Below are 26406 nucleotides of genomic sequence, written 5' to 3'. Positions count from 1 at the left end.
ATCATTATAGATTGATATTCAAATAAGTCAAACGCTTTCATACTGTGCACATATAAAAAGTGCTACTCCTCAAAATGATGAGGAATAACACTTTTATATGCGTACCTTACTTCAGTTGTAATCACTTCTTGTTAATGGAATGCTCAAACATTTAAGTCTACTCTCGTACCGTCACATTTAATTTGTGTGATCTGGTTTCCCCTGAAGAATTACGAAGTACAGCTTCATACTCGTAGATTCCGGGTACCCTTCCAGAGATTGAGGTAACCGCAGACTGTGCACCAGGCGAATGAGATTCCAGTGATTGTGTGTCAATCAATACACCATTTTCGTAAAGTTCGTATTCGGTTGCGTTTGTTCCCCACCACAGATTCATGGTGACATTATAGTTGCCGTCACCATCCCAGTTGTCGTTCGACAGAACAGCTTGCCCCGGGGAAGCATCCGTGACGATGACTGTCAGTGGAACACTCATGGTTGAACCCAGTGCATTGATCAATTCTCCAGTATAGATATAGGTGCCATTTTTCTTTCCAGTAATATCAACTTGAACAGATTGGGCGGACGGGGATTGATCGACTAGAGAAATTTCTTTAATCAATTCACCATTCTCATACAGCTTGAACTGATTGCCGTTATTCCCCCACCACAGATTCATCGTGATTGTATAGTCTCCGTCTTTGAGCCCCGTGTCGTAACCATTATTGTCAGATAACACCGGAGTGCCAGGGGCACCGTTTGCTAGTGGCGTTGTCTGATGGAGCCATTCCTCCCACTTAATCAGCACACTTGCCTGCTCATCCGTAAATACGGTTCCTCTAGCTGATTGAACGTCATTACCGTAGGATGCAAGCAATTGACGCGCTTTTGCTCCTTCACGATTGTTTGCTGCCTGTTTGGCCTGCTGTAACGTGTTTGTAAGCTGATCAGCAAGAACACCAGCATTAGGATCGATCGATTCATCAGCAAAGGTGTTGGTCAGATTAATTAGGCTGTCGAATGTAGCAATAACGCCAAAACGATATTCTACCGTCTGTTCCCAGCCAGCCAAATCAGAGACCGTTGCCGTAACCTGGTTCAGGCCGGGTTCCAGTGTATACGCAGGAGTGTCGAGAAGCACACCCTCCGGTTCTTCCACACCGGATACCGAATCGGAGGCTGTATAGCCAATTTCCACATGCTGATCAATGGTGTACTCGGTTTGACCATGAATTTCAATGGTTGGAAGTACGAGATCAATGGATATGGACAAAGACTGTTCACTCTCTTTGTTGCCGTCAACATCGACACTCCAGTAGGTGATGGTATGTGTACCTTCTTCAGTTAGGGTCAACTGTGTGCCACTCACCGTTTCGCCTCCATTGATTTGATAATAGGTCCCTTCGATATCGGAATCTTCATCACTTGCTGTGAAGGTTACTTGTGCCGGAGAAGTATACCAGTCGTTCTGCAATTCTCCTTCCACAGTTGCCGTAGTATACGGGGCCTTCTGCTCCGGAGATTCCCCTTCCAACGTAACAAAATCAGATAAAGGTATATTCAATTCCTTCACAAGACGTGCCACGAGTTCAGAAACCTTGATTGCACCGTTCATTTGCAAATGTGTATTGTCCTCGGTTGTACCTACCCACATGAATAACGATTTGGTTCCTTCTGTGCCAAGCTCCTGGAAATGCTCCCAACTGGCTTGGTTCAGATCAATGATGAGTGTTTCCGTCTCCTGCGCTGTTTCTTTCATCGCCTGTACGTATTCCGGGAAGCTCTTGTTCAGCACTTCGCTGGTAAAATCACGACGATTCACTGGCGTGACCAGAACTGGAATCGCACCTCTCTGCAGAGCACCGTTAATGTATTCTTTTAGATATACCTTGAACTGCTCGGGCGTAAGATAACGCTCTGGACGTGAAGGTGTGGAATCGTTATGAGACCACTGCATGAACAGATAATCGCCTTCTTGAATGTCGAGCAGAATATCATTGAGATATCCACCGACCAGGAAGGTCTTGCTGCTCAATCCTCCAACTGCCCGGTTATCAATACTGACTTCATTTGGATCAAAAAATCCACCCAACGTTTCGCCCCAACCTGCTTGCGGACGGTAGTTCTCCGCGTAATTGGCCACAGTGGAATCGCTGGCCAAATAAATAACCGGTTTATCGCTTGCGCTGTGATCTGGCAGACGCTCCAGCTTCAGCGCATTGATCTTCGGTGCATTTCCGGTGAAGTTGAAGTTAAATACCCCATCAATCAGAGCAATGTCGTACGTAATTTCTTTGAATTCGCCCTTGGCAACGGTTGTGAGCGGCAACTTGGTCATTTGCTCCACAACAACATTTGCGCTAGTTGATTCCTCCGCATCCCCGATGGTCATCGTTACCCGGTAATTCGCCGGCTCCATTTCTGCCAGGAAAGAGGTACCGTTTACTCGTGTGAAATCTTCCTTGAGCAAATCTCCGGTTTCCCGGTTCTCATCTTTGGTCAGCGCAGTATCAGCAAAGCCGTACCCATTGCCTTCAATGTACGCTCTTTTGGCATCTACCTTGATGTATCCGTCGGCTGCGTCGCCAGAACCAAAGTCAAATTTGTATTCACTTATCTCTTCGCTTGGTGCACTTGTCAATGAATCCTTCGCAACAGTTAACATGTTAAACGTATGGTCAACTTTAGCCTGCGTGGCTTCCGTATTGAATATAGCTTCCGCAGCTGCCAAAGCCCGGTTCACGACTGCTTTGGATGATTCCGTATAATTCGACAGATCAAGTGCTTTGATCTCATCGTACAGAGCGATTAAGGCAGTCTGATCGCCGCCCTCCAAAGAGAGCTGAGTGCCTTCAATTCGCACGTTGTCGATCTGGGTAGTCCAGTTCAACGTGCCTCCACCGCCTTTTCTCGTTCCCAGGAACCGCATGGATCTGACGTTGTCCGCATATGCGGCGGAACTCAGCGAGATATCTGCAATCGTTTGTGTAACTGTCGGATCGGCTATGTTCGTTAATGTCAGATCCAATGTTTTCTCGGAAAAATTAACGGTTGCATCCACATTGACCCACTGGTTCTTGGAAATATCTGTAGCCGTTCCCCCTTCGGGTATGGCTGTATCCCCTGTGCCGTAGTCTGGGTTATATGCACCGACAAAATAATGAATTTTGGTGCTTCCGGTTTTGGTATACAGCGTGAACAGGGCATTTTCGTTAGAATCCTGTATTGTGAGGTGACCTTCTGATGGATAGGCACTCACATTACCGGATTGCCAGTCAAAGTTCACGTTCACCTGATCGCCGTTTACGGCATCGAACAGACGGAATACTTTGGCCCGATTGCCCGATCCGGAACCCGCGACGGACAGTACTTTATTTCCAGACTGTTCAACAACGGTTCCCGTCATGGTCCCTGCAATACCCGTGGCATTGACCATCGCATATTGGTAGTTGGCAGCGTCGCCTTCAAAATTCTCCTCATATAGCTGGGCTTCCGGCTCTGGCTCTGGCTCGGAAATATCCGGGTCAATGACCAGTGATGAAATGCTCAGCTCCATGTCTTTGACTGCACCAGCAACGAGTCCGGCAATTTTCCGTGCACCATAGCTGCTGAAATGCGTATTATCGTTGATCCCATTTGGGTATTTTGGATATTCACCCGGATTAGCATATAAGAACACTTTTTCCGTAGCTGTGTTACCAATTTTGTCGTAGTAAGCAATACTCAACTTGCTCAGATCAATCAGTGGCACGTCCTGCTCTTCAGCTACTTCTTTGGCAGCCTGAACATATGCCGGGAAGCTAACGTTGAATTCTTGAGTCACTGTATTAAAATCTCTGCGTCCAACCGGAGTCAGTAATACCGGTGTAGCGCCCCGCTGTTTGGCACCGTTTACATAACGAGCCAAATAAATTTTATAGTCCTCCGGTGATGCGTACCGGTCCGGTATCCCTGCACTGGCGTCGTTATGACCAAAGGAAATGAAGAAGAAGTCCCCCGGCTTAATTCGCTGCAGGATCGTATCGAGACGACCGTCTACCATAAAGGATTTACTGCTTCGGCCACCGATCGCATCGTTCACGACGACTGCCCCATTGGAGAAATAACGTCCGAACTGCTGGCCCCATCCTTCTTGAGGAGCCTGCGCTTCACTGTAAGATTGCATGGTTGAATCACCAGCCATATAGATCGTTGTTGCCGCACCAGCCGCTTTCTCTGGATATTTCTCGATGATGACGTCTTGGATGTCTATGGCTGTACCCGTGAAGAGAAGATCGAGCTGGCCATCCACCACAGCAATATCATAGGAATACTCCAGTGGTGCTCCTGCTGTCACATTGGTTACGGCGAGCTTCTGGACGAATTCGGATTTGACTCCAACGTTCGAGTCATTTGCATCATTGCCCAATCGCAGCGTCACCTTATAGTTCGCATTGGGCAGATCAACGGCAAATGTCGTGCCCGCCGGGACCGAAACCTGTTTTGCCCCTACCGTAACACCATTTGTATCCTTGAAGCCGTATCCCGGATCTTGTGCGTAGAGCGTATCCTGTATGTTCGTACTTCCTGACGCAGTCTCTGTACCGAAATTAAAGCGGTAGACCGGCTCCGGCATTTCTGCTTCGCGAGTCAGCGCCAGATCAGCTTTAGGGAATGCTGTAGCTTCCGCTCCAAGATAAAAGCCGGTATGAGGCGGCTGGTTGTAGGCTACATTTTGCCAGGCTATGCCAAGTCGATACACAGGGTCCTGCATCAGCGTAGGGATGCGATAGTCTGAAGGAATGGTCGTTGTGTAGAGACGATACTCCGAACTATCTTCGCTCCGCAGCAGAAGCTCCTCACGCCAGTCGCCCAGAATGTCCGCCTGAAGTGCCGGATTGCCTTTGGTATGGTTGTTCGTTAACGTACCGGTTGCCCGGAAGATTTCATTCAGCTTTTTGTTTTGGTAGTCCCACTTATAGATGAGCGGAATTCCTTTGGCTGTGCCATTATCCCACTCATGGTCCAACAGCTCCCGCTGAAGATCTCCATCCCACCAGATGGCAAAGCTGGCGGTTTTGGGCCCTTCGTCCACAGTGTAGATAGCCTCTCCGGCTGCAGAATAGGTATTGGTTACAGGTACACTTTGCCCATTGGTAACGGTCGTGGCCCATGATTCGTAACCCGGATAGTTTGGATCAATGTCCGCCGACATCCCGCGACCGGTGTCAAAACCTGTTTTCTCACCCCAGAGGATTTCACCTGTTGCCGCATCGCGCATCTCCAGTCCGTATGCCGCATCCGAATGCTCATGCACGCTTACGACCTGATAGCCCGCCCGGTTCGGATCGAGCTGGCCGGCATGCATAGCATCACCGTGGCCGAGTCCGGTGCTGTACAGCAAGCTGCCGTCATCATCAATGGCCAAAGCGCCAAACATAATTTCGTCCTTGCCGTCCTTGTCAACATCCAGCACACTTAGATTATGGTTGCCCTGTGATTGATATTGTGATCCTGCTTCGTTTGTGTCGAACGTCCAGCGCTTGACGAGTTCCCCGCCAACATAATCATAAGCAACAAGCACTGTGCGGGTATAATAACCCCGGCTCATCACGACACTTGGCTTCGTACCATCCAGATAAGCAATCGCACCAAGAAAACGGTCTACACGGTTGCCATAGCCGTCACCCCAATCACTGACATTGCCTCTTGGTGGATCATAATTCACGGTGGATACAGCCGCGCCAGTCTCACCGTTAAACAGCGTGAGATATTCCGGTCCTGACAGTATGTATCCGCCATCGTTGCGATAATCCTTCGTGCCGTCACCAATGACCGTGCCTTGGCCATCCTTTGTGCCGTCCGCCGTCTTGACAACAACCTCGGCCTTTCCGTTGCCATCGAGGTCATACACCATTAACTGCGTATAATGCGCTCCGGCGCGGATGTTGACTCCCAGGTCAATCCTCCACAGCTTAGTGCCGTCCAGTTTGATGGCATCGATATACACATTGCCTGTATAACCGGCCTGCGAATTATCTTTGGAATTGCTCGGACTCCACAAGAAAACAATTTCATATTCGCCATCCCCGTCCAAGTCAGCTACGGAAGCATCTCCTGCATAGTAGGAGTAGGTCCCACCATCCTTAGTCCGGCCATCGGCCGGTTTATCGAGCGGAATAGGCAGATAATCGTTATGCCAGACCGATACAACCTCCGGTTGCATTTGCTCTTTGCCTGCAATAACGGTCGAGATCTGATATTGCGAGCTGTCGAAACCCGTGGTGTCCACATAGTTCGTCACATCGCTTATGGGCGATGCGTTCACTTTGGTTCCATTTTTATATATATTGAAAGCGATATCATCTGGATCGTTGTTTAAATACCTCCAGCTCAGAAAAACGCCGTTGTCTAAAAGAACCGCAACCAACCCCCGGTTAAGATACTCTGCTTGGCGACCCGGCAGGCTGCTTGATGACTCTGCACGTATCGGCGCCGGAGGGACAGCCAGTGAAATAACCATAAGGAGTGCTAAAAAAGATACAAACATCGATTTCTGGATGGAAACAGTTCTTCGGATCATTCGATTAACTCCTCCTTATCTAAAAATTCATTTTTAGAATCATCAGTTCGATCCTGCCCAGCTTGTTGTCATATGAACACAATTTACAGCCACCTCCTTTTTATGTTACCGCTTACATTAATCTTACAGGTCTAAAAAAAGACAGACAATCTAAAAAATGTGACGTATTATATAAGATAATTGACTTTTTTAGGAAGGAGACGAAACGATGGTTCATACGGTTTCTTATGCTTTTCGTAATGACGATACATCAATCATGACACTGGACTCTATTGGATGGCAGATCGTTTCTAGCGAAGAGTATCGTTGTCCAAGTGATGATAGACCGGACCCGGGGCACGTCGTTTTTCAATACACACTTAATGGTCAGGGTTATCTGGATATTGAAAATCAAACGATTCCTTTACCAAAGGGACATGCCCTACTTGTTAAAATCTCCGGAGAACATTGCTATTACTATAAACAAGAGAACCATGAACCATGGGAATTTATATGGATCAACATTCGCGGGGATGAAGCCAACCGAATTTGGGATATGATTCATGATAATGAGGGACATGTCATTCGACGAAACGCGGACTCTCCCTTGATTCAAGAGTTATGGCAAATTATCCATTTGATTCATCAAGAGAAAGTTACGGACAAATATCGTTTGTCTATGCAAATCTATCGTTGGTTACTCATCTTGGTGCAGACGAGTCGGGATGCAGAGAGGGATATCGGTGCCCTATCCATAACAACGATTGAGAAATGTAAAAAGTTCATCCGAGAGAATTATGCATCTCCATTGACGTTGGATCTTCTAGCCAGCCATTGTGATATCAATAAACACTACTTGTGCAGGTTATTTCAGAGATCCGAGAAAACATCACCGCTAGCCTATCTCAAAGACAGACGTATTGAGGTGGCAGTTCGACTTCTCCGCACAACGGAACTTCCGATTTCCCAAATCGGTCAACAATGCGGCTTTGAGAGTCCCAGCTATTTCGGCAAAGTTTTTCGGCAATATATGTCCATGTCGCCCAAAGAATATCGCTTGAATAAGTTGGAGTTTCCTTATGAGGCCATCTATTATGAATAGCTAAACTTGCTGTTTGCTAGTCGTCTTTGGCTCATGAGTTTTCCCATAAAATAAAAAAGCCGCTATAATAATAGCGACTTTTAATGGAGCTATGTTCTTTGTGTGCTTCGATAATTGCTGTACTTATTGTGCGGTGTATCCTCCGTCTATGATCAGGCTATTTCCTGTCATATATGAAGAATCGTCACTAGCTAGGAACAGAACGGCTTTCGCCATCTCTTCTGCTTGACCCAGACGTTTCATTGGCGTTGCCGCAGAAAGTGCTTGTTTGCTCTCTTCCGGAATAATCGGTGTATCGATGAAACCTGGGCAAAGGGAGTTCACCCGAATATTCTGCTCAGCATACTCCAGCGCGAGGGAACGAGTCAGATTCACAACGCCACCTTTAGCTGCATTGTATGCTGCTGAACCAGGCGAACCAACCCATCCGTACATGGATGCCGTGTTGACGATTGTGCCTCCGCCGATTTTCAGCATTTCGCGTATCGACTCACGAGCGACCAAGAAAACGCCGTCCAGATCAACATTGACCGTATTGCGCCATTCGGCATAATCAAGCTCATGTGTAGGATGAACACGTCCAATTCCCGCATTGTTGAATACGATATCCACTTGACCAAATGCTTCTACGGTTTGTTTGAAAATCTCAGAAACCTCTTCTTCACTTGTTATGTTTGCTTTAATAAAAAGAGCCTCTGCTTTAAGCGCTTTCAGTTCCTGCTCAAACGCTTTGCCTTTTTCTTCATTCAGATCCACCAAGACCACTTTAGCTCCTTCGGAAACGAATAAGCGAGCTGTCGCTGCACCAATCCCGGATGCTCCTCCTGTGATGACTGCAACTTTATCTTGAAGTTTGCCCATGAATAAATCCCCCAGTATAATATTTTGAATAGCGCCTATATAAATAGTGCTATATGATGTTTACAAAACTAATTCTATGCTTAAAATTGTAACAATCCAATCATTAAGATATGACCAAGTGTCTACCTCGTAGACACTTTATAAAACTATGTCTATATTTATAGGAGTTTTTTTGAATGAATAATGAACTTACTGTGACATCTCAACATCGTAATCGAACCAAGGAGCACCTAAAAACCGCTCTGATTCAGCTCATTAAGAAAAAAGGATTTCATGGTGTTTCTGTCAAAGACATCGTTGATCAGGCCGGTTATAATCGCAGCACGTTTTATTTACACTACCAGGATAAATATATTCTCGCCGAAGAGTTGTTGAGTATGACACTCGAAGGATTGAGGGGCGCAGTAGGCAAACCCTATTGGCACGGTCAAAAGGTTTCAACAAACAAGCTTGATGCTGAATCTTTTCAAATCGTGGATTATATCTACGAACACCGTGACTTCTTCGAACTGATTCAATACGATGATACGTTACCCGGTCTACATACAGGCTTTCCACAAACCATACTCAAAATCTATCAGGAGCAATTTGTCTTTGAGACGATCAACAATTCCCCAGTCAACATGGACTATTTCAAGTACTACACCGCTTACGGTTTTTTTGGACTGTTGAACAATTGGATATTAAGCGGATATCGTGAATCACGTGAGGCATTTATTAAAAACGTGATTGAACTCACCAAAACGCATATTCACTCTTTTCATTATGTGGGTGGCAAGTTTGAGGCGTGATCTCGAATAAGTTGATTTGAAAATCACGATGAACGATATGTCTGCCTTAGATAACAGCTGAATTAGTTATCAGCGGCAAAAAGTTGGAGAGGTCGATGTTTTTTATCGTGAAGCGGGTCCCAAGGATGGTCCAATTATGTTGTTATTACATGGGTTCCCCTCTTCGAGTCATATGTTTCGCGACCTGATTCCCAAACTGGCAGTACATTACCGTGTCATTGCCCCGGATCTCGCTGGATTTGGTCAAACAAAAACGCCGTCCCGCAGTCAATTCAACTTCACATTTGAGAACCTGTTCCAGGTTATTGAAGGTTTTACTCAAGCACTATCTCTCAATAAGTATGTACTATATGTATTTGATTACGGTGCACCTGTGGGGTATAGATTGGCCGTTGCTCATCCGGAAAAGGTTCAAGCTATCATTAGTCAGAATGGGAATGCATATATGGAGGGATTTAGTGACGCATGGGGAGCCTGGGAGACGTACTGGCAGTTACCGACACCGGAGAACCGTGAAGCATGTCGTGATTCCTTGAGCCCTGAAACCATTCGTGATTTTCAGTATCTGCACGGTGCCGATGCCAGCCTGGTTTCACCTGATGGGTATACACTGGATATCGCGTACATGTCACGACTGGAAGCGGAAGAAATTCAACTGGACCTGATTCTGGATTATCGGACCAATGTGGATCGTTATCCGGACTTTCAGGCATATTTTCGTAAGTATCAACCTGCACTTTTAGCTGTATGGGGCAAAAATGATCCTGCCTTCCTCCCTGCTGGTGCAAAGGCATACAAGCGTGATATTCCATCGGCGCAAATCCATTTGCTGGATACGGGACATTTTGCTCTCGAAACACATGCTGACGAGATTAGTGAGCTCATTCAGCAGTTTTTGGCACCCCTCTCCGCCTATTAGGAAGTTAATACAGTCGTACACGCAGACCATGGAATTCTCTTTGTCCAGATGTGCTCATTGATTCTGTTTCAATTTCTTTATTTTAATCCGATGGAGTCAATACCTTATTTGGCACCCAGCCCTTTTCACCCTCTGCGGTATGAACAAAACTCCAATCATTTAGTTCAAATTCTTTTGTAACGATGATACCGGGTTTTACGGTTAATTCGTGTGCAGAATAATTTGATAATGCAGTCGCGATCTGTTCTTCATTGGGAGTGCTTAATATTTGCTTCGGTACCCAGCCACATTTTTTTGAATGGATGGATTCACAGAAAATCCAGTTGGGGAATTCAGTATCTTCTCTCCCATATAGGATCGTATCTCCTTTAACTAAAACGATGGGATCAGGATAGTTTGAATTGTGGGGTTGAACAACTTTATATAATTTCATAATACGCCTCCAACTATTATATTCGACCTGTTACCGACAAACATAATATCATATTATTATGTAGTTATTCATCCCTATTTTATAAAGCAGCGCCCCCTTCACAAGGGAGCGCTGCTTTATCCGAATAGAAATATTTTATCACGAGTCCATCTTATAACGTTTTGGGCAATATTACACAATATTCTAATTTCTTGATAACTCTCCAGACACACCATCCGCAGAATCTATATGGCCTAATGCATTCACTTCATGCTTTGTTTCTCTATACATAAAGTAATCAAAATCGGCATGTTTTCGGGTTCCGCCGAGATCCTGCACACAAAGTCCGATGTAGGTTCCCGTAAACCGAATATACTCCGGAGATTCATCGGACAGATGTGTGATATCAACCCACTCGCCTGCTGTATTCCAGGATGAATCACTATTTATCGCATAGTAAAAGCGGGCTCGATCTTGATCCACCACAGCCTTTAAACGGAGCGTGCTCACCGACTCTAGCGGAATATCCTCCAGCAGTTCGTCGTATACCCCGTATTTGGACTGAATGATCCCCAGGCAGAGCCCTTTATCCTCATGATAAGTTACACGTAAGTAGAGATAGTCCTGGGTATCGTAGTACAAAATCAATCCTGCCATTTGCTGTGGATGGTCCGGCGCAAATTCCAGACACGTCTCGGCTTCACACTCCAAGGCCTGAAGTCTCCGTGCGATCATGCTTTGTCTGTGCGTTGAACTCATCGACTCCATGCCGTGTAAGCGCAAGTAACCGGGACGTTCCGTCAAGCTGAGCCAAGTCGGGTCGGGTGGAATGCGAAGAGTATTCCAGTCATTCCGAAGCTCGAATTGATCGAAATGATCCATTTCAGCAATCGGCTCAAACGGATGGGACGGGATCATCGGTGCAGGCACCTGAACCTCCGGATATCGTTCACTGCTCGCAAGTCTCAGCCAGCCGTCCTCGCTCCACGTACAGGGCTGAAGTGCGGTCTCACGTCCAAGAATGCAATATTTGTGATGAACGGGTCGTCCGACCAAATGAGCCATGTACCATTCGCCAGTATGCGTTTCGACTAGACTACCGTGGCCTGCCTTTTGCAGAGCTAAATCCGGTCTGCCGTATGAAGTGAGGATCGGATTGGCAGGATCGACCTCGTAAGGGCCTTGTAACGTATGGGAACGTGCTGCGGTAACCGCATGCTCATAACCGGTTCCACCTTCAGCCGTAATGAGATAATAATAGTCGTTGTGTTTATACAGGTGGGGTGCTTCGGTCAGGCCTAATTCTGTTCCCTTAAATATGTTCATGGCCGGTCCGATCAGCTTATGTTCCTGGACGGAATATTCCTGAAGAACGATGCCTGCAAACCGATTTTTGCCCTTACGGTGATCCCATATCATATTGACCAGCCATTTGCGTCCGTCTTCATCATGAAACAGGGAAGGATCAAAACCGCTGCTGTTCAGATACACCGGATCGGACCAAGGGCCCTCGATATCCGTTGCTGTCACAAGGTAATTGTGGGTATCTTTAAAAGCGCCTACCCGGCTTTTGACATCGGTGTAAATTAGGTAAAACACACCGTTGTCGTAACTAAGACAGGGTGCCCATACGCCTCCAGAATTAATGTTGCCCTCCATGTTCAACTGCGTTACACGAGTCAGTGGAGAAGCGATTGGCCGCCAATGAACCAGATCCCGGGAATGGTGAATCCGTACACCAGGGAACCATTCAAAGGTGGAAGTGGCAATATAATAATCCTCCCCCGCTCGGCATATGGACGGATCGGGATGGAAACCGGGAAGAATGGGATTGGTGATCATTTTCTTGATCTTATTCATGGAAGAAACCTCCGGTATGAAAGTAATGATCTGTACAATAGCAGATTCACGAAAGTTAGATATCAGTACCAGCCTAGCGCTTTTTTGCCGGCTTCCAGGGCGGTTACGATCCGCTCTACATCATATACATTCCCTCTCCAAGTCCCACCACTGACCGATTGCAATGCAGCCCAGAGCTTTGTATCATCCGGCAAAGCTTCATCAGGCCTCATATCCGGATGGAAGGACCTTTGTGCCAGGATGAGAGCACCTTCTTCCGGCGAAAACTCCAGATCTCCTTCTCCGACAAAGTTAATGCTGCCCTCCAGCGTGTTACGATCAACCGCGATGTCAATCAGGTCTCCGTTCCGCAGCTTGCCAATCGGTCCGCCTGCCAGCGCTTCGGGGCCAACATGACCAATACACGCTCCGGTGGAAACACCGGAGAACCGGGCATCCGTAATCAGTGACACGTATTTGCCGAAAGCCAAATGCTTAAGCGCAGATGTAAGCTGGTATGTCTCCTCCATTCCGGTTCCCGATGGACCTCTCCCGAGAAGCACAACAACGTCACCAGCCAGAATACCTCCGGTCTTAATCGCATGGATCGCCTCACGTTCAGTGGTAAACACCTTTGCTCGGCCACAATGGCGGTATACGCCATGCTCATCCAGCACAGCAGGATCAATAGAGGTGGACTTGATGACAGAACCTTCCGGAGCGATATTCCCGGTTGGAAATGTTACGGTCGAAGAGATGCCAAGTCGCTGGGCGTGTTCTACACTCATGATGACACTGTCCGGATCAATGCCGTCCTGCTCTTTCAACTGCTTCCGCATGAGATGACGGCGTTCCGACGATTCCCACCAATCCAGCACCTGCCCCAATGACGTACCTGTAACCGTTGGTACAGACTCATCCAACAGACCAAGTTGTCTGAGGTGAAGCATGACCTCTGGTACACCTCCGGCCTGAAAGACGCGAATAGTCGGGTAAAAGATCGGTCCGTTTGGCAGGGCACTAACCAGTCTTGGAACATTCTTGTTGACCTGTATCCAGTCCTGTACCGTAGGTACGGTTAAACCGGCGGCATGGGCAATGGCCGGTATGTGAAGAAGCAGATTGGTCGATCCGCCAAACGCAGCATGCACGGTCATCGCATTGCGAATGGATGCATCCGTGACAATGTCTGCCATCCTCATCCCCTGAGACTCCATATGGATGAGTGCACGTGACGATTGGCGCGCCATTTCAAACCAGATGGGCTGCCCGGAAGGTGCAAGCGCGGCATGTGGCACTGTCATACCCAATGCCTCTGCTACAACCTGGGCTGTAGCCGCGGTACCCAGAAACTGACAGCCTCCTCCCGGTGTAGCACAAGCTCGGCATCCTAAATCGGACGCCATTTCCAGAGAAAGTTCCCCGTTGACATACCGTGCACCGATGGTCTGAATTTTACCGGCGTCCTCTCCATCGGTAGGCGGAAGTGTGACGCCACCGGGAACGATTACACCAGGCAATTGAGGCATGCCGGCAAGCGCGAGCATCATCGCTGGAAGACCTTTGTCACAAGTGGCGACACCAAGCACGCCTTTACGCGTTGGCAGCGAGCGAATCAGTCTGCGAAATACCATAGCGGCATCATTCCGGTACGGAAGCGAGTCAAACATCCCGGTTGTCCCCTGTGATCTGCCGTCACACGGATCGCTGACATATCCGGCAAACGGGATTCCGCCACGGCTTGACAGTTCTTCTGCGGCAGCCTTCATCAGCAGGCCGACCTCCCAGTGGCCCGTATGGTAACCGAGTGCTGCCGGGCTGCCGTCTTCATTGCGTATGCCACCTTGTGTACTCAAGATCAGAAATTGTTTTCCGTTCAATTCCCCAGGCTTCCAGCCCATTCCAACATTCTGGGACATGCCAAACAAGTCGCCGCTTGGAGCATTCCGCAGCAAATCATCCGTTAAAGGAAGACGTCCGGCAGCCCCTGGAGCATGGGCTATGATATCAAAGCAGTTGGATGCGGTCTCTCCCATAATCGACGTAATCTGTTCGTACATGGTAGCCTCCCACAGTTTATGACTTCACGAAGACCGTTTTGATGGCTGTGAAAAATTCGATAGCCGCTTGCCCCTGTTCTCTTGAATGTGAACTTGACATCTTCATTCCGCCGAACGGAGCCTGCAGCTCTACGCCGGCCGTTTCTGCATTAATTCTGACCAGTCCTGCATCCATATCCCGGATGAAAGACAACATGTCTCCGACGTTCTGTGTATAGATGGAAGCACTCAAGCCATAATCGCTATCATTAGCCGCTTCGATGGCTTCCTCCAGGGAATCTACCGCAATCAAGGCCAGAACCGGGCCAAAGATTTCTTCCCGAGCGATGGACATATGGGATTCGACCCCTTCAAATACGGTCGGCTGCACATAGAATCCCTCTTCCAGTCCAGGACCGTCCCCTCTTTTTCCGCCAGCGAGCAGAACGGCACCTTCATCCTGGCCTTTTTGAATATAACTCAACACGGTATTGAGCTGTCCTTCACTTGCACATGGACCCATCCAGCTTCCAGAAGACATGCCGTCACCCAGCCGGATTTCCTGGATTTGCGAGAGCAGCTTTTCTTTGAAAGCATCGTATACTTTTCGTTCAATAATGACCTTGCTGGTGGCCGTACATTTTTGCCCGGTCGATTTCAACCCACCGCTGATGGTGGCTTCCACAGCCAAATCCAGGTCAGCGTCAGCCGCGATAATAATCGGGTTTTTCCCACCCATTTCAAGTTGATACTTGGCCCCACGTGCCAGTGCTGCGCCGCCGACCCGTTTGCCCACTTCATTGGAGCCTGTGAACGTTATTCCGCCCACATCCGGATGCTCAGCAAGTGCAGATCCAATCACTGAGCCTCTACCGCATACCAGATTAAGAACGCCTGCCGGAATGCCCGCCTCTTCGAAACACTCCATTACTTTAGCTGCCGTGACCGCAGTTTCCTGAGCAGGCTTCAACACAACCGTATTGCCGTAAATCAAGGCCGGAGCCGTTTTCCAAATCGGAATGGCTACCGGGAAATTCCAAGGAGCAATAACCCCTACAACGCCAAGGGGTACGCGAGTCGTAAACATCAGCGCTTCGCTGTCCGTTGATGGAATGACATCACCGGTTTTTCGCATGCCTTCTCCGGCGTAATACCTTAAGATCGCGACACCGCGCAGTGTCTCTCCTTTGGCTTCTGGGAGTGTTTTGCCCATTTCCCTGGTCATCGCCTCTGCAACTTCATCGGCCCGGCGTTCCAGCACATTGGCTGCTTGAAATAGATAGTTGCCGCGTTCCGCACCCGATAACCTCCGCCAATCTTTTGCTGCTTCCTTCGCCGCTGCGACAGCCCGGTTCAGATCCTCTACGCCGGAGGTTGGTACGTAGCCAACTACCTCCTTCCGATTCGCCGGATTGATGCTCGGTTCGGTTTCACCGGACGTCGCCTTCACCCATTCTCCGTTAATGTAATTGCTGTATGTCTGCTCTACCTGAAATGTGGTCATCGCATTCATCCTCCTTGTACATTAGTTTGAAATGACTGGATTAATAAGTGTCCCGATATCGCTAATGGATATTTCAATGCGGTCCCCGGGTACAAGTGTAAAATCATTAGGTGGCACGATGCTTGTGCCTGTCAATAACACCGTACCGTCAAACAGATCGTTATCTCTGGCCAGAAAGGAGACCAGCTCATCGAGTTTTCGGTTTAACTCACTTGTGCTTGCCTCGCTTTTGACAACCACTTCACCTTCGCGATATATCTCGCAGACGATGTTGAACGCATATGGATTCTGCACCGTTTCCGCCAGACGAATGGCTGGCCCTATGGAGCAAGAATTGCGCCACATTTTTGCTTGTGGCAGATACAGCGGGTTTTCCCCTTCAATATCGCGGCAGCTCATGTCATTGCCAACGATGTATCCCACAATGCTGCCATCCGCGGCAAGCACCAACCCCAGCTCAGGCTCCGGGATCTGCCAATTGGAATCGCTGCGAAGTGTGACAGCCTCATTGGGTCCGACGGTGCGGGCTGCTGTAGATTTAAAAAAGATCTCCGGTCTTTCGGCATCGTAAACTTTATCGTAAAAGGTCTTTGCATCCAGCTTGCCTTCCGTTGCTTCATAATTTCGGGCTTCCCGGCTGCGCTGATAAGTCACACCCGCCGCCCATACTTCCGGAGCTTCCAATGGAGTGATTAGATGCAAGGAAGTCCAATCGTCAGTTAACTTGTTTAACGGTTTAAAAGCGCTTTCAATAAGTTGAACTGGGGAAACCCCCTGCTTTCTTGCTTGATAGATCAAAGTCATAAAATCTGCTTGCGGCAAACGATACGCTTGTTCATCATCCGTAACGGCTGCCAGCCATTTCTGTTGTCCGTCCAGAAATCGAATAATTCTCATTCAAGCTTGCCTCCATTTTTCCCCATCGGGTTGATAATACTACCATAGCACCCGCTATGGTTCATGACGATGTTCTAATCACTCCGACGATTTACCCTTTTCACGCATTTTTTTTCTGTTAAGATGAGGTTAGATCCGTTGAACTAAAGATGATTTACGAGGATACTCCGATGACAGGATGTTGGAATATAGAATAGTACAAGGGGGTTGGCTTGTTGTGACCAAGCTTTCGGATGCTGTGTATTTAGGTCGTCTGCCCGATGTTCGCATGTCTTTTCAATTATTGGGGCTGCATGCAAGAAAAGTAGATTCCAGCTGGACTTATCCGTCTCACGAACATTCAATGTATGAAGTCCACTGGATGATGGACGGGCAAATGAACATGGTTGTCAACGGGCAGTCTTACCGTCAGTCGGTTGGCGACCTTCTGTTCATCCGGCCTGGTATGACCCACTCTTGCACGGGAGCCGGACCGGAGGGGTTCACTTATTTTTCCGTCCATTTCAGCATACACGATACATCCTTTTGCAGAGAACTTAACCGTTGCAAAGACATCTATTATCCGGCAAATTCGAATTTGGCTCTGGGGCTCTCTTCTTCCCTGTCTACCTTGTATGGTCTGGCCACAGAGCATTTGTCTAGCTCGCTATCTTCCTCCAAACAAATGAAGGTACATGCCGCTGTGTTTGAACTGCTTGGTTCCCTGGTCGGCCAGTTATCTCAGCAAGCATCCGTTACGTTGTCTAGAAAAGAAACCATTGCCCATCAGATTGCTGAGCACATTGAGGATTCGGTGAGATATATCCATCTTCATGGGGAGATTCAGGAGAGCGAGCGAACCTGGATTCAGGACATTGCCAAATCGCTGAGCATTAGCCCGTCACAGGTTAATCGTATTTTTCGGCAGGTATACGGTATCGCTCCGCGCAAGTTTCTATCGGAAACCCTTCTGAACGAAGCGCAGCGCTTGTTAAAACAAACCGACCTGAACATAGACCATATTGCGATGATGCTGGGGTATAAGACCAATGCGCATTTCAGCCGCCAGTTCAAGCGGTGGACAGGCATCGCGCCAAGTGAATTTCGCAGTCATTCGCAGCAGGCCGGAGAATCCAACGATGCGGATAACTAAAAGTTTAATGATAAAAAACTTCAATTGTCTGAGTCGCAGAGCCTGATCGGTCAACAAAGCAGCCACTGAATGACCAGCAGCTGCTTTGTTTTGCCTGGATTGCTCAGATCATGTTTGGAGGATTACGCTAAAATAAATGATGCAAGGCTGGCACTTCCTGAACCTCTGTACGTAAAATACAAAGCCTGTATACCATCCGGAATCGTTATCTCGGCTGAATAGGGTTTCCAATGATTTGTGAAATGTACCGGGATTGTACCCAGGACAGGACCGTCCCATGCGGTTTTGACCTCAAATACCCCGTGACAATATCCCCGTACCTTGATCGAGACCTGGCGAATTCCTCGGCAATCAAAGAATTTGAAACCTGCCGTTGCGGATTCAACCATATTGGCGATATATCCGACCTCTTCATCACCGTCTCTACCATCCTGTGTGATCTTCGGAAAGCGGCTGTCCAGCCAGACTCCTGCCCCGAAACCTCCGGTGTACTTCTGATCATCTCCGGTCAAAAGATTACATGCAAGATATGCGGGGTACTCGCCTTTACCTTCAAGCGGTCTCCCGCTCGGACCACAGGAGGTCATTTCCACCTGAGGAATGCTGCCGTCCTCTTCAAATGATATCTTCTCAATACAGCCCTGGCGGTTGAATGCATCCCCATTGGTATGACGGTGATAGAAGACATACCAGTCTCCGCTGATCTCCACAATGCTGCCATGGTTATTGCCTCCATAATACATGGGTTTGTCAGCAGGTTTGTAGGAGTCGATATGGAGATCGCAGTTGCTTACGATGACGCCCTGATATGTAAATCCTCTATTTGGGAATAGGCTGGTGGCATAACATAATTCATGCATAACGATGGAGGAATACACCAGGTAGTAGGTATCCCCTCTCTTCCGGATGGAGGACGCTTCAAAAAATTCATGGCCCTCATAACCACTGCCCTGACTATAAGGTTCACTCGGTGCTACGAATACCGGTTCTTCCACAATCGTCAGCATATCCGGACCTAACATCGTGGCCATCGCGCCATGTCTTGATTGATCTCCGGCCGCACAGAAGCCGGTATACAGATAAGTGTGCTGTCCTTCAGTCATCACACCTGGATCGAACTGGGGCTCGTCCCCTTCTCTTTCACCCAGACGAGTGCCGTCGCCATATTGTACATAACCATAGAATTCATATTTGCCGGCAGGTGTATCACATACAGCCACCGAAACAACGGGTACCTTATCCAGCACATAATACAGATAATACCGCCCATCGGGACCCACTGTTACATCTGGAGCATACAGGCACATATGTCCATTGGGATTCAGCGGGTCATCTGTTTTTTGGTAAATTACCCCTTCATTTCTCCAATCTCCAAGGTCATTCACGGGTGCAGACCAGCATACATAATCGTTCAGACAGAAGGCATGTCCGTTAAAACGGTCATGTGAACCATACACATACACTCGTTCATTGAATACATAAGGCTCACTATCAGGTACGTACTCCCAAGATGGAAGATAAGGGTTGAACCCCTGCTTGTTCATTCCAACTACACTCCTCATATAATCGTAATAGTACATTTGTTCTATGAAATGAAGATAACTCTCGTATAATAGAAAATAGCTTAAGTAGTGTATTGACTATTCTTATATACAACTTAAAGAGAAAGGGGGAAGAACCATGACCTCTATTTTTTATGTGGAATGTGACGCGGTACATCAAAACCATTTTGTTTTTGATATCCCTGAAGGGCATGATGCCTGGCTATTGGTTATTACACAGACCCCTGCACAGTTCTGGGTTGATGGACAACTCAAGGAATACCCGGCTCATTGTGCTGTGCTTTTCAAACCGTATCAGAAAATATATTATCGGGCTTGTTCAGAGCGCTATATTAATGATTGGATTCGTTTTGAAAGTGATGAACCGTTTGTAACCGATACCTCCCTTCCGTCAGGCACACCTTTCCCGCTGGATGATCCGGAATACTGTCATAAGCTGTTCCAACTGCTTGTTGCAGAGCATTCCTTTCAGAACGATTACCGGGAATCGTCCATCAATTGCCTGCTGCGAACCTTGTTCAATAAATTGCTTGAGTCTTGTGTCCAAGAGGATATTAGTCCTCAGCACTATCCTCTGTTGAAGCTTCGAACGGCAATTCATAACCATCCCAGTCATCCGTGGACAATATCAGAAATGGCGAAGATCATAAACGTCAGTCCGGGGTACCTGCAGTTGATGTACAAGAAATCGTTTGGCCTCTCGTGTATGGAGGATGTTATTCATAGCCGAATACGTTTGGCCAAAGAATATCTCACACATCATCTGTATACGGTTGCAGAGATTGCTGATCGATGCGGTTACCGTAATGTCGAGCATTTTTGCAGGCAGTTCAAACAAATGACCGGTTCCTCACCTAAACAGTTTCATAAACGACGTGAAGGTGTCGCGGCTGACATAACAGAGTTGGGAGATAAATCTCACTTTTAAGCGGGATGTACGTAGATCAATGGGAAAATTCCCACGCTGTCGAATGGGTGTTTATACATAACTTAGCCATCCAACCGGTAGAAACGTCATCGAGATTGTTAGCGTTCTCTGCTGTCATTTTAAGTTAAGGTTTTAGACTGTATGATGCAATGACATATTCTCAAGCATAATTGATCAATTATCATATTGTGATACCTTATAATGGCAACTTATTTTTTGCATATGCAGCTGCGCCAATCATTCCTGCTTGCCCACCTAACTTTGCTTGTACGATATGACAAACACCCGATGAGAGATGCAATGCATGATTTTTAACCGTGTCTCGCACTGTATTCAGTAAGCGATCACCCGCTGCCGACATTCCTCCACCAACGATAATCACTTCCGGATTGAATAGATTAATTACATTGGAAAGACCAAATCCAAGAATCTCTCCGGTCTCATGCATAACCTCAACAGCAAGTGAATCTCCAAGATCGTATGCTTCCGAGATCATACGGGCAGTAATTGCCGTCAAATTCCCTTCCACCCACTTCAAAATCATGCTTGAGCGCCCTTCCTCAAGCTTGTCTGTGAGTGTTTTGACGATTCCTATTGCGGACACGTATCTTCCCAGACAGCCCGAGCTTCCACAACGACATGGGCGCCCCTCTCGGTACATATTCATATGGCCTATTTCACCCGCACTCGATGTAGTACCGTAAAGAACTTTTCCGTCATTGACAATACCAGATCCAAGACCGGTGCCTAACGTTATCAATATCAGGTTTTTATATCCGCTGCCTGCACCGAACAGCCATTCACCATAGAGATTTACCCGAACATCATTGTCGATATAAGCAGGAAATTCAAAATGATTTTTCATATGATTCACGACATGAATGTTTTCCCAGTCTGGAAAATTAGGTGAAAATAGAGATAGCCCCTGCTCAGGATCTAATAATCCAGGAATGCCCATACCCATGCATAGAATAGATTTTGGCTGGATTCCCTCATACGTCAGCATCTCTTGAATAATGCCTACCATTCGGTTTAATACATGAGATGGTCCCTTTGCCGCTTCCGTAGGGTCAGATCTTTCGTGAATTTTTTGAAACTCCAGGTTGAAAATGGCGGACTTAATATTGGTTCCACCCAGGTCAATTCCGATGATGTATTTTCGCATAATGATCTCCGCTCTTATTTATTTTGATATCTCATGCTCTATTCTGCCATGATGATGTAATGCGATTCTCATTATAACTTTGTTATACACCAAAAAGATCTCTTTTGCAGTGAATGCTGAAGAGATCTTTTTTATTTTACATATAACGGATGATTGCATCTCAACAAAGCCAAGTACTTTAGAAGCAAGAATTAACATCACTGAAATTACACTGGATCTGTCGTTCCAGTCCTGCTTCTCGATTTCTTAAATAGCAGTATGGCAAGAAGTAAAGCAATTCCTACAGCTCCAAAACCCAACCAATTTAAATACAGGACAGATGTACGACTGATCACAAGCCCACCTAATCCAGATCCCAGTGCAAAACCAAATTGGATAAACGACGTATTTACGCTAAGGGCAATGTCAGGATTACGAGGTGCCAGTGTAACCAGATATAGTTGCTGGGCCGGAGATATGCTCCACGTTGCCAACATAAAGATCATTAAAACCAAGATTAACATCACAAGATTAACTCCAGCTAGAGCAAACAAAAGAAGAGTTACGCCTTGTAACAGAAGGCCTAGACAAATTGTAAACTTTGATCCCTTTGCATCTGCCAATTGACCGCCCAATTTTGATCCGACAAAGCTGCAAATTCCCGCGAGAAACAGAACACCGCTGATCTCGGTCATGGTAAGTGTGGATGTAGCTTGCAAGAACGGCGTAATATACGTGAACAGTGTTGAATAGCCGCCGATATACAATAACGTAATAAGCAAGGCAGTCAGAATGAGTGGATTTTTTAAAATGGAGAGCTGCATTCTGAGGGTAATTTTTTCTTCCTCTTTGATTGCCGGAACCATTTTGTAGATAATAAGTAATGGAAGAACACTTAACAAACCGACTAAAACAAATAGAACTCTCCATCCAAACATTTCACTAAAAAATGTGCCTAAAGGGACACCGAGTACTAGCGAACTGCTTAGCCCCATCAAAATGATGCCGATGGCATTGCCCCTTTTTTCTTTTTCAACCAGTCGTGTCGATACGGCCATTGCTACTACGGTAGCCATGCCTCCGCTAGCCCCTTGAATAATTCGTACCCATAGTAAAGTTTCGTAAGAAAGGTTAACAAGCATAAGTCCGTTACTGGCAATAAACACACTGAGGGTGGCCAACAGTAACTTCTTGCGATCCATATTTATTGTAATTGCAATGAGAATCGGAGCGATAATAGCCGCTGCCAGAGCGAATACAGTCACCAGTAAACCCACTTCGGAAGTAGATACGCTTAAGTCTGATGCGATCATTTCAATTACTCCTGTAATAATGTATTCAAGAGTTCCGATCAGAAAAACAGCCAATGCCAAGATGTATATGATCCATTTATTTTTCACTTTACTCCACTCCATCTTCTTCAGTTATCTATTTAATATTGGAATTTGTATTTCTATAAACTGTACATCTTGTTCTTGAGATAAGGGTAAATATAATTCCCTACCAGCTCCGTTCTCCTTGATCTGATAGTTATTATTCTCAATCCATGTAGCTAAATGAACACAGGCTTTGCAGGCAAAGGTGGCATTGGAACGATAAGCTATGGTGGCCATCATGGGCTCAGCAGGAAGAGTCCGCAGTTGAAATGGGTCGGGAGGTGATCGCAGCTCACAAGTTAAGAAGTAACCTATTTCAAACTCGAACTCTTCCTCTTGTCCTGCGATTTCTTTCCACAAAACAACCTGAGGTCCGTTGATCAGTTGGCGCATTTCTTTTGTTAATGACTGATCAAACTGACGAAATAAACTCGGAATCTCCTCTTCCCTCCCGCACCCTGTCTGAAAAAGAAACTGCCGAGCACCTTCCTCTTTGATTCGGATTTCTTGCCCAGTTTCGACGTGCCCCCCTTCCTCTATAAGCTGCATGCGTTCCTCAATCCGGACAAGTTTGGCTTGTTCCGTCTCAATAATCTGCTGAATTTCGCTTCTTTTTAGCTTAAACATGCCTTGAATATTCTCCAATGTAATATGTTCCTGTAACAGCTGTGTGATTTGTGGCAACGTGAAGCCCAATTCTTTATAAATGAAGATTCGGTTGAGCTCGAGGAGCTGATCTGCGGAATAGTAACGGTAACCCGTATCGTGATCTACCTTTCTCGGTTTAAGTATGCCAATCTGGTCATAATAACGCAGTGTTTTTAATGAGACCCTACTTAACCTGGAAAACGCACTGATTTTGAACAACATATCATCTCCAATCTTTTAAGATAATGCGAGTATATAGTTTCCCGTACAGGGGAAAGTCAAGGGTATATATGCTTTTCATTTGCTAGCTACAATCAACCACCGCCCTTGTCCTCACTCTATGTTGCTGTTATGGGTAAGTCAAAGAACCGTTTCTGAATGAAACGTTCATTTTTTTTGAACAAAAAAATGCCACTCATCGTGGCATTCTCTCGGTACTCATTCAATTATCCCTGCTCAGGCAGGTCTATATTATTTTCCGGTTTCAGCAAATGTTTTAATACGCTCCCCGATCTGGTCACGAACCCTTTGGAATACGGCCCATTTCTCTTCATCTGTACCTTGCGCTTTGGCAGGATCATCAAATCCCCAGTGTTCTCGCTTCACATGTGGAGGCGTCATTGGACATTTATCTGCTGCATCCCCACACAACGTGACTACGAAATCAGCGTTGTTCAACAACTCTGAATCAATGATGTCCGAGGTTTGAGTTGAAATATCCAGATCAACTTCGTTCATGGCTTCAACCGCTTTTGGATTCAGACCGTGGGCCTCAATTCCTGCGCTATAGATATTCCAGTCCTCACTCAGATATTTCTTGGCCCAGCCTTCGGCCATTTGACTCCGGCAAGAGTTGCCTGTGCACAGGAAGTACAGTGTTTTTTTACTCATGTTCATCGTCTCCTCGTTACTTGAATTATAGATTGCTTTTATAGAATGCTTAACCACAGATACAGACCCACTAGCGTAATAAACAGAGTCGGAATGGTGATTATGATACCCGTCTTGAAGTAAGTGCCCCATGAGATTTTGACACCTTTGGTGCTAAGTACATGAAGCCAAAGCAGGGTCGCAAGTGAACCAATCGGGGTAATCTTGGGACCTAAGTCCGAGCCAATAATATTGGCATAGATGAGCGCCTCCCGAATAGTCCCTGTAGCTGTGGTTGCATCAATGGCAAGCGCATCAATCAACACGGTAGGCATATTGTTCATCAGGGATGAGATGATTGCCGCGATAAAGCCCATACCCATTGTTGCAGCAAACAATCCTTGATCAGCCACAGCCTGAATGACTACAGCCAACAGATCGGTCAAACCTACGTTACGTAGACCATAAACCACGACATACATGCCGATGGAGAAAAATACGATGGCCCACGGCGCTTCTTTGACAACCAATGTAGCTAGTACAGCTGAACTGCGGGAAGCCATGATCAGAAAGAATATCGCGACAATACCTGCCACAAGAGATACGGGAATTCCGATAAATTCACTGGTAAAGTATCCAATGAGAAGAACCGCTAACACCACCCACGACAACCGAAACATCTTCATATCCTTAATGGCAGTTACCGGAGGTTTCAATTCACTGGCATCAAATCGTTTGGGAATACTCTTGCGGAAAAAGAGATACAGTACACCTATACTCGCCGCCAGTGAGAACAGATTTGGAACAAACATCCTTCCTGCGTACTCCATAAACGTAATACCAAAGAAATCTGCAGACACTATGTTGACCAGGTTACTTACAACCAATGGCAAGGAAGTTGTATCCGCAATAAATCCACTGGCGATAATAAACGGAAATACTTTTTTCTCATCGAAATTCAATGCACGTACCATGGCTAGAACAATCGGCGTCAGAATCAGTGCGCCACCATCGTTGGCAAAGAAAGCAGAAACCACCGCTCCCAGGATGGAGACGTAAACAAACATACGTACACCATTGCCATGAGCGGCTTTGGCCATATGTAAGGCAGCCCATTCAAAAAAACCAATACGATCCAGAATTAATGAGATCAGAATGATTGCGACAAAAGCAAGCGTGGCGTTCCATACGATTCGTGTTACATCCCATACATCTTCCAAATTGACCACACCCACAAGTAAAGCAAGGATTGCTCCGCCGCAAGCAGACCAACCAATGGACAGGTTTTTAGGCTGCCAAATAACGAGTACAAGTGTAATCAAAAAGATTATGCAGGCTAACAGCGTAGAAAACAAAACGATACACCCCCTTTCAGTTCATCTTAATTTACATTTGTATATAATGATATGCTTATATATTGATCAAAATTAATTACATACTGATGTAAAGTTTTCTTTATTTAACGATTTAAGAATAGTTGCTGTATCCGGCATCAATTCCAGGACAGATGAAATATAGGGTGTATTCTCTACATTTAAAGAGTAGTATACCCACTGACCACGCTTACTTTCTTTAACCAAGCCTTGATCCTTCAGTTTGCGCAAATGTTGACTAATTCCAGGTTGTGACATGTCTAAAATCTCTACAAATTCACACACGCACCATTCACGTTCTTTGAGGAGTGTAAGGATCGTAAGGCGTGTTTTATCACCGAGCAATTTAAGCTTATCCGCTACCTCTTGCATAGAATCCATAGCACTTCCTCCTTCAATCACATATAAGTGTATGCTTATATTATAATATCAAAAAAATGAAGTCAATGTTTACTTGATGATTAAGTCCAAAAAAGCGTTGGTTCGAAT

Annotated in this window: 19 protein-coding genes; 5 read left to right on the top strand and 14 right to left on the bottom strand. The window is 46.4% G+C overall.

The features are described from left to right. Positions 1-157: 157 nt before the first annotated feature. Positions 158-6541, bottom strand: a complete 6384-nt coding sequence (locus tag J2X75_RS08140) for a rhamnogalacturonan lyase family protein (protein ID WP_310335615.1) — start codon at positions 6539-6541, stop codon at positions 158-160. A gap of 208 nt (positions 6542-6749) precedes the next feature. Between J2X75_RS08140 and J2X75_RS08135 the strand changes: the two genes are divergently transcribed. Next, complete coding sequence (locus tag J2X75_RS08135) at positions 6750-7622, top strand: helix-turn-helix transcriptional regulator (RefSeq protein ID WP_310335613.1); 873 nt, start codon at positions 6750-6752, stop codon at positions 7620-7622. Between the two features lie 123 nt (positions 7623-7745). On the opposite strand, the gene J2X75_RS08130 is transcribed toward J2X75_RS08135, so the two are convergent. After that, on the bottom strand, positions 7746-8483 hold the full coding sequence (locus tag J2X75_RS08130) for an SDR family NAD(P)-dependent oxidoreductase (RefSeq protein WP_076210575.1): 738 nt from the start codon (positions 8481-8483) through the stop codon (positions 7746-7748). A 176-nt stretch (positions 8484-8659) separates the two neighbouring features. Here J2X75_RS08130 and J2X75_RS08125 point away from each other — a divergent pair, with 176 nt between their 5' ends. Then, on the top strand, positions 8660-9274 hold the full coding sequence (locus J2X75_RS08125) for a TetR/AcrR family transcriptional regulator (RefSeq protein ID WP_310335610.1): 615 nt from the start codon (positions 8660-8662) through the stop codon (positions 9272-9274). Between the two features lie 136 nt (positions 9275-9410). Then, positions 9411-10193 (top strand): alpha/beta fold hydrolase, encoded by a 783-nt coding sequence (locus J2X75_RS08120; RefSeq protein ID WP_310335608.1) that lies wholly within the window; start codon positions 9411-9413, stop codon positions 10191-10193. A gap of 82 nt (positions 10194-10275) precedes the next feature. Here J2X75_RS08120 and J2X75_RS08115 read toward each other — a convergent pair whose 3' ends face one another. The 5 genes from J2X75_RS08115 to J2X75_RS08095 form a co-directional block, all read right to left on the bottom strand. Next, entirely contained in the window at positions 10276-10626 is a 351-nt protein-coding gene (locus tag J2X75_RS08115) for an SH3 domain-containing protein (protein ID WP_310335606.1), read from the bottom strand. Between the two features lie 183 nt (positions 10627-10809). After that, entirely contained in the window at positions 10810-12465 is a 1656-nt protein-coding gene (locus tag J2X75_RS08110; protein ID WP_310335604.1) for a glycoside hydrolase family 43 protein, read from the bottom strand. 62 nt (positions 12466-12527) lie between these two features. Continuing rightward, on the bottom strand, positions 12528-14504 hold the full coding sequence (locus J2X75_RS08105; protein WP_310335603.1) for a YjhG/YagF family D-xylonate dehydratase: 1977 nt from the start codon (positions 14502-14504) through the stop codon (positions 12528-12530). Between the two features lie 16 nt (positions 14505-14520). Then, positions 14521-15987, bottom strand: coding sequence for an alpha-ketoglutaric semialdehyde dehydrogenase GucD (gene gucD / locus J2X75_RS08100; protein WP_310335601.1), 1467 nt, complete (start codon positions 15985-15987; stop codon positions 14521-14523). 21 nt (positions 15988-16008) lie between these two features. Next, positions 16009-16884 carry a fumarylacetoacetate hydrolase family protein gene (locus tag J2X75_RS08095; protein ID WP_310335600.1) on the bottom strand — a complete coding sequence of 292 codons (876 nt, stop codon included), beginning with the start codon at positions 16882-16884 and terminating at the stop codon, positions 16009-16011. Between the two features lie 217 nt (positions 16885-17101). Here J2X75_RS08095 and J2X75_RS08090 point away from each other — a divergent pair, with 217 nt between their 5' ends. Then, the gene (locus tag J2X75_RS08090) at positions 17102-18016 is read left to right on the top strand and encodes a helix-turn-helix domain-containing protein (RefSeq protein WP_310335598.1); all 915 of its coding nucleotides are present in this window, start codon (positions 17102-17104) and stop codon (positions 18014-18016) included. A gap of 122 nt (positions 18017-18138) precedes the next feature. Here the strand turns inward: J2X75_RS08090 and J2X75_RS08085 are convergent, their stop codons facing one another. Beyond that, complete coding sequence (locus J2X75_RS08085) at positions 18139-19560, bottom strand: family 43 glycosylhydrolase (RefSeq protein WP_310335596.1); 1422 nt, start codon at positions 19558-19560, stop codon at positions 18139-18141. 136 nt (positions 19561-19696) lie between these two features. On the opposite strand from J2X75_RS08085, the gene J2X75_RS08080 reads away from it, so the two are divergent. Further along, positions 19697-20506 carry a helix-turn-helix transcriptional regulator gene (locus J2X75_RS08080; protein WP_310335592.1) on the top strand — a complete coding sequence of 270 codons (810 nt, stop codon included), beginning with the start codon at positions 19697-19699 and terminating at the stop codon, positions 20504-20506. Between the two features lie 196 nt (positions 20507-20702). Here J2X75_RS08080 and J2X75_RS08075 read toward each other — a convergent pair whose 3' ends face one another. From J2X75_RS08075 to J2X75_RS08050, 6 genes are all read right to left on the bottom strand, one after another. Then, on the bottom strand, positions 20703-21671 hold the full coding sequence (locus J2X75_RS08075; protein ID WP_310335590.1) for an ROK family protein: 969 nt from the start codon (positions 21669-21671) through the stop codon (positions 20703-20705). Between the two features lie 206 nt (positions 21672-21877). Continuing rightward, positions 21878-23050, bottom strand: a complete 1173-nt coding sequence (locus tag J2X75_RS08070; protein WP_310335589.1) for an MFS transporter — start codon at positions 23048-23050, stop codon at positions 21878-21880. A 24-nt stretch (positions 23051-23074) separates the two neighbouring features. Then, complete coding sequence (locus tag J2X75_RS08065) at positions 23075-23893, bottom strand: MerR family transcriptional regulator (protein WP_310336700.1); 819 nt, start codon at positions 23891-23893, stop codon at positions 23075-23077. Between the two features lie 252 nt (positions 23894-24145). Next, positions 24146-24565 (bottom strand): arsenate reductase (thioredoxin), encoded by a 420-nt coding sequence (gene arsC / locus J2X75_RS08060; RefSeq protein ID WP_047843093.1) that lies wholly within the window; start codon positions 24563-24565, stop codon positions 24146-24148. A gap of 38 nt (positions 24566-24603) precedes the next feature. Beyond that, positions 24604-25899, bottom strand: coding sequence for an arsenic transporter (locus J2X75_RS08055; protein ID WP_310335586.1), 1296 nt, complete (start codon positions 25897-25899; stop codon positions 24604-24606). Between the two features lie 72 nt (positions 25900-25971). Continuing rightward, complete coding sequence (locus tag J2X75_RS08050; protein ID WP_124114838.1) at positions 25972-26298, bottom strand: ArsR/SmtB family transcription factor; 327 nt, start codon at positions 26296-26298, stop codon at positions 25972-25974. Positions 26299-26406: the final 108 nt, after the last annotated feature.

Source organism: Paenibacillus sp. 2003 (assembly GCF_031455635.1).
Classification (GTDB): domain Bacteria; phylum Bacillota; class Bacilli; order Paenibacillales; family Paenibacillaceae; genus Paenibacillus; species Paenibacillus amylolyticus_B.
Note: the sequence above shows the minus strand (reverse complement) of the source record. Positions and strands in the feature narration are given on the sequence as shown.

Coding starts and splice junctions, on each gene's coding strand:
- J2X75_RS08110 (WP_310335604.1), bottom strand. CDS start 12,465: ATGAATAAGATCAAGAAAATGATCACCAATCCCATTCTTCCCGGTTTC.
- J2X75_RS08120 (WP_310335608.1), top strand. CDS start 9,411: ATGTTGTTATTACATGGGTTCCCCTCTTCGAGTCATATGTTTCGCGAC.
- J2X75_RS08105 (WP_310335603.1), bottom strand. CDS start 14,504: ATGTACGAACAGATTACGTCGATTATGGGAGAGACCGCATCCAACTGC.
- J2X75_RS08080 (WP_310335592.1), top strand. CDS start 19,697: ATGACCTCTATTTTTTATGTGGAATGTGACGCGGTACATCAAAACCAT.
- J2X75_RS08085 (WP_310335596.1), bottom strand. CDS start 19,560: ATGAACAAGCAGGGGTTCAACCCTTATCTTCCATCTTGGGAGTACGTA.
- J2X75_RS08115 (WP_310335606.1), bottom strand. CDS start 10,626: ATGAAATTATATAAAGTTGTTCAACCCCACAATTCAAACTATCCTGAT.
- J2X75_RS08050 (WP_124114838.1), bottom strand. CDS start 26,298: ATGGATTCTATGCAAGAGGTAGCGGATAAGCTTAAATTGCTCGGTGAT.
- J2X75_RS08095 (WP_310335600.1), bottom strand. CDS start 16,884: ATGAGAATTATTCGATTTCTGGACGGACAACAGAAATGGCTGGCAGCC.
- arsC (WP_047843093.1), bottom strand. CDS start 24,565: ATGAGTAAAAAAACACTGTACTTCCTGTGCACAGGCAACTCTTGCCGG.
- gucD (WP_310335601.1), bottom strand. CDS start 15,987: ATGACCACATTTCAGGTAGAGCAGACATACAGCAATTACATTAACGGA.
- J2X75_RS08130 (WP_076210575.1), bottom strand. CDS start 8,483: ATGGGCAAACTTCAAGATAAAGTTGCAGTCATCACAGGAGGAGCATCC.
- J2X75_RS08135 (WP_310335613.1), top strand. CDS start 6,750: ATGGTTCATACGGTTTCTTATGCTTTTCGTAATGACGATACATCAATC.
- J2X75_RS08125 (WP_310335610.1), top strand. CDS start 8,660: ATGAATAATGAACTTACTGTGACATCTCAACATCGTAATCGAACCAAG.
- J2X75_RS08140 (WP_310335615.1), bottom strand. CDS start 6,541: ATGATCCGAAGAACTGTTTCCATCCAGAAATCGATGTTTGTATCTTTT.
- J2X75_RS08075 (WP_310335590.1), bottom strand. CDS start 21,671: ATGCGAAAATACATCATCGGAATTGACCTGGGTGGAACCAATATTAAG.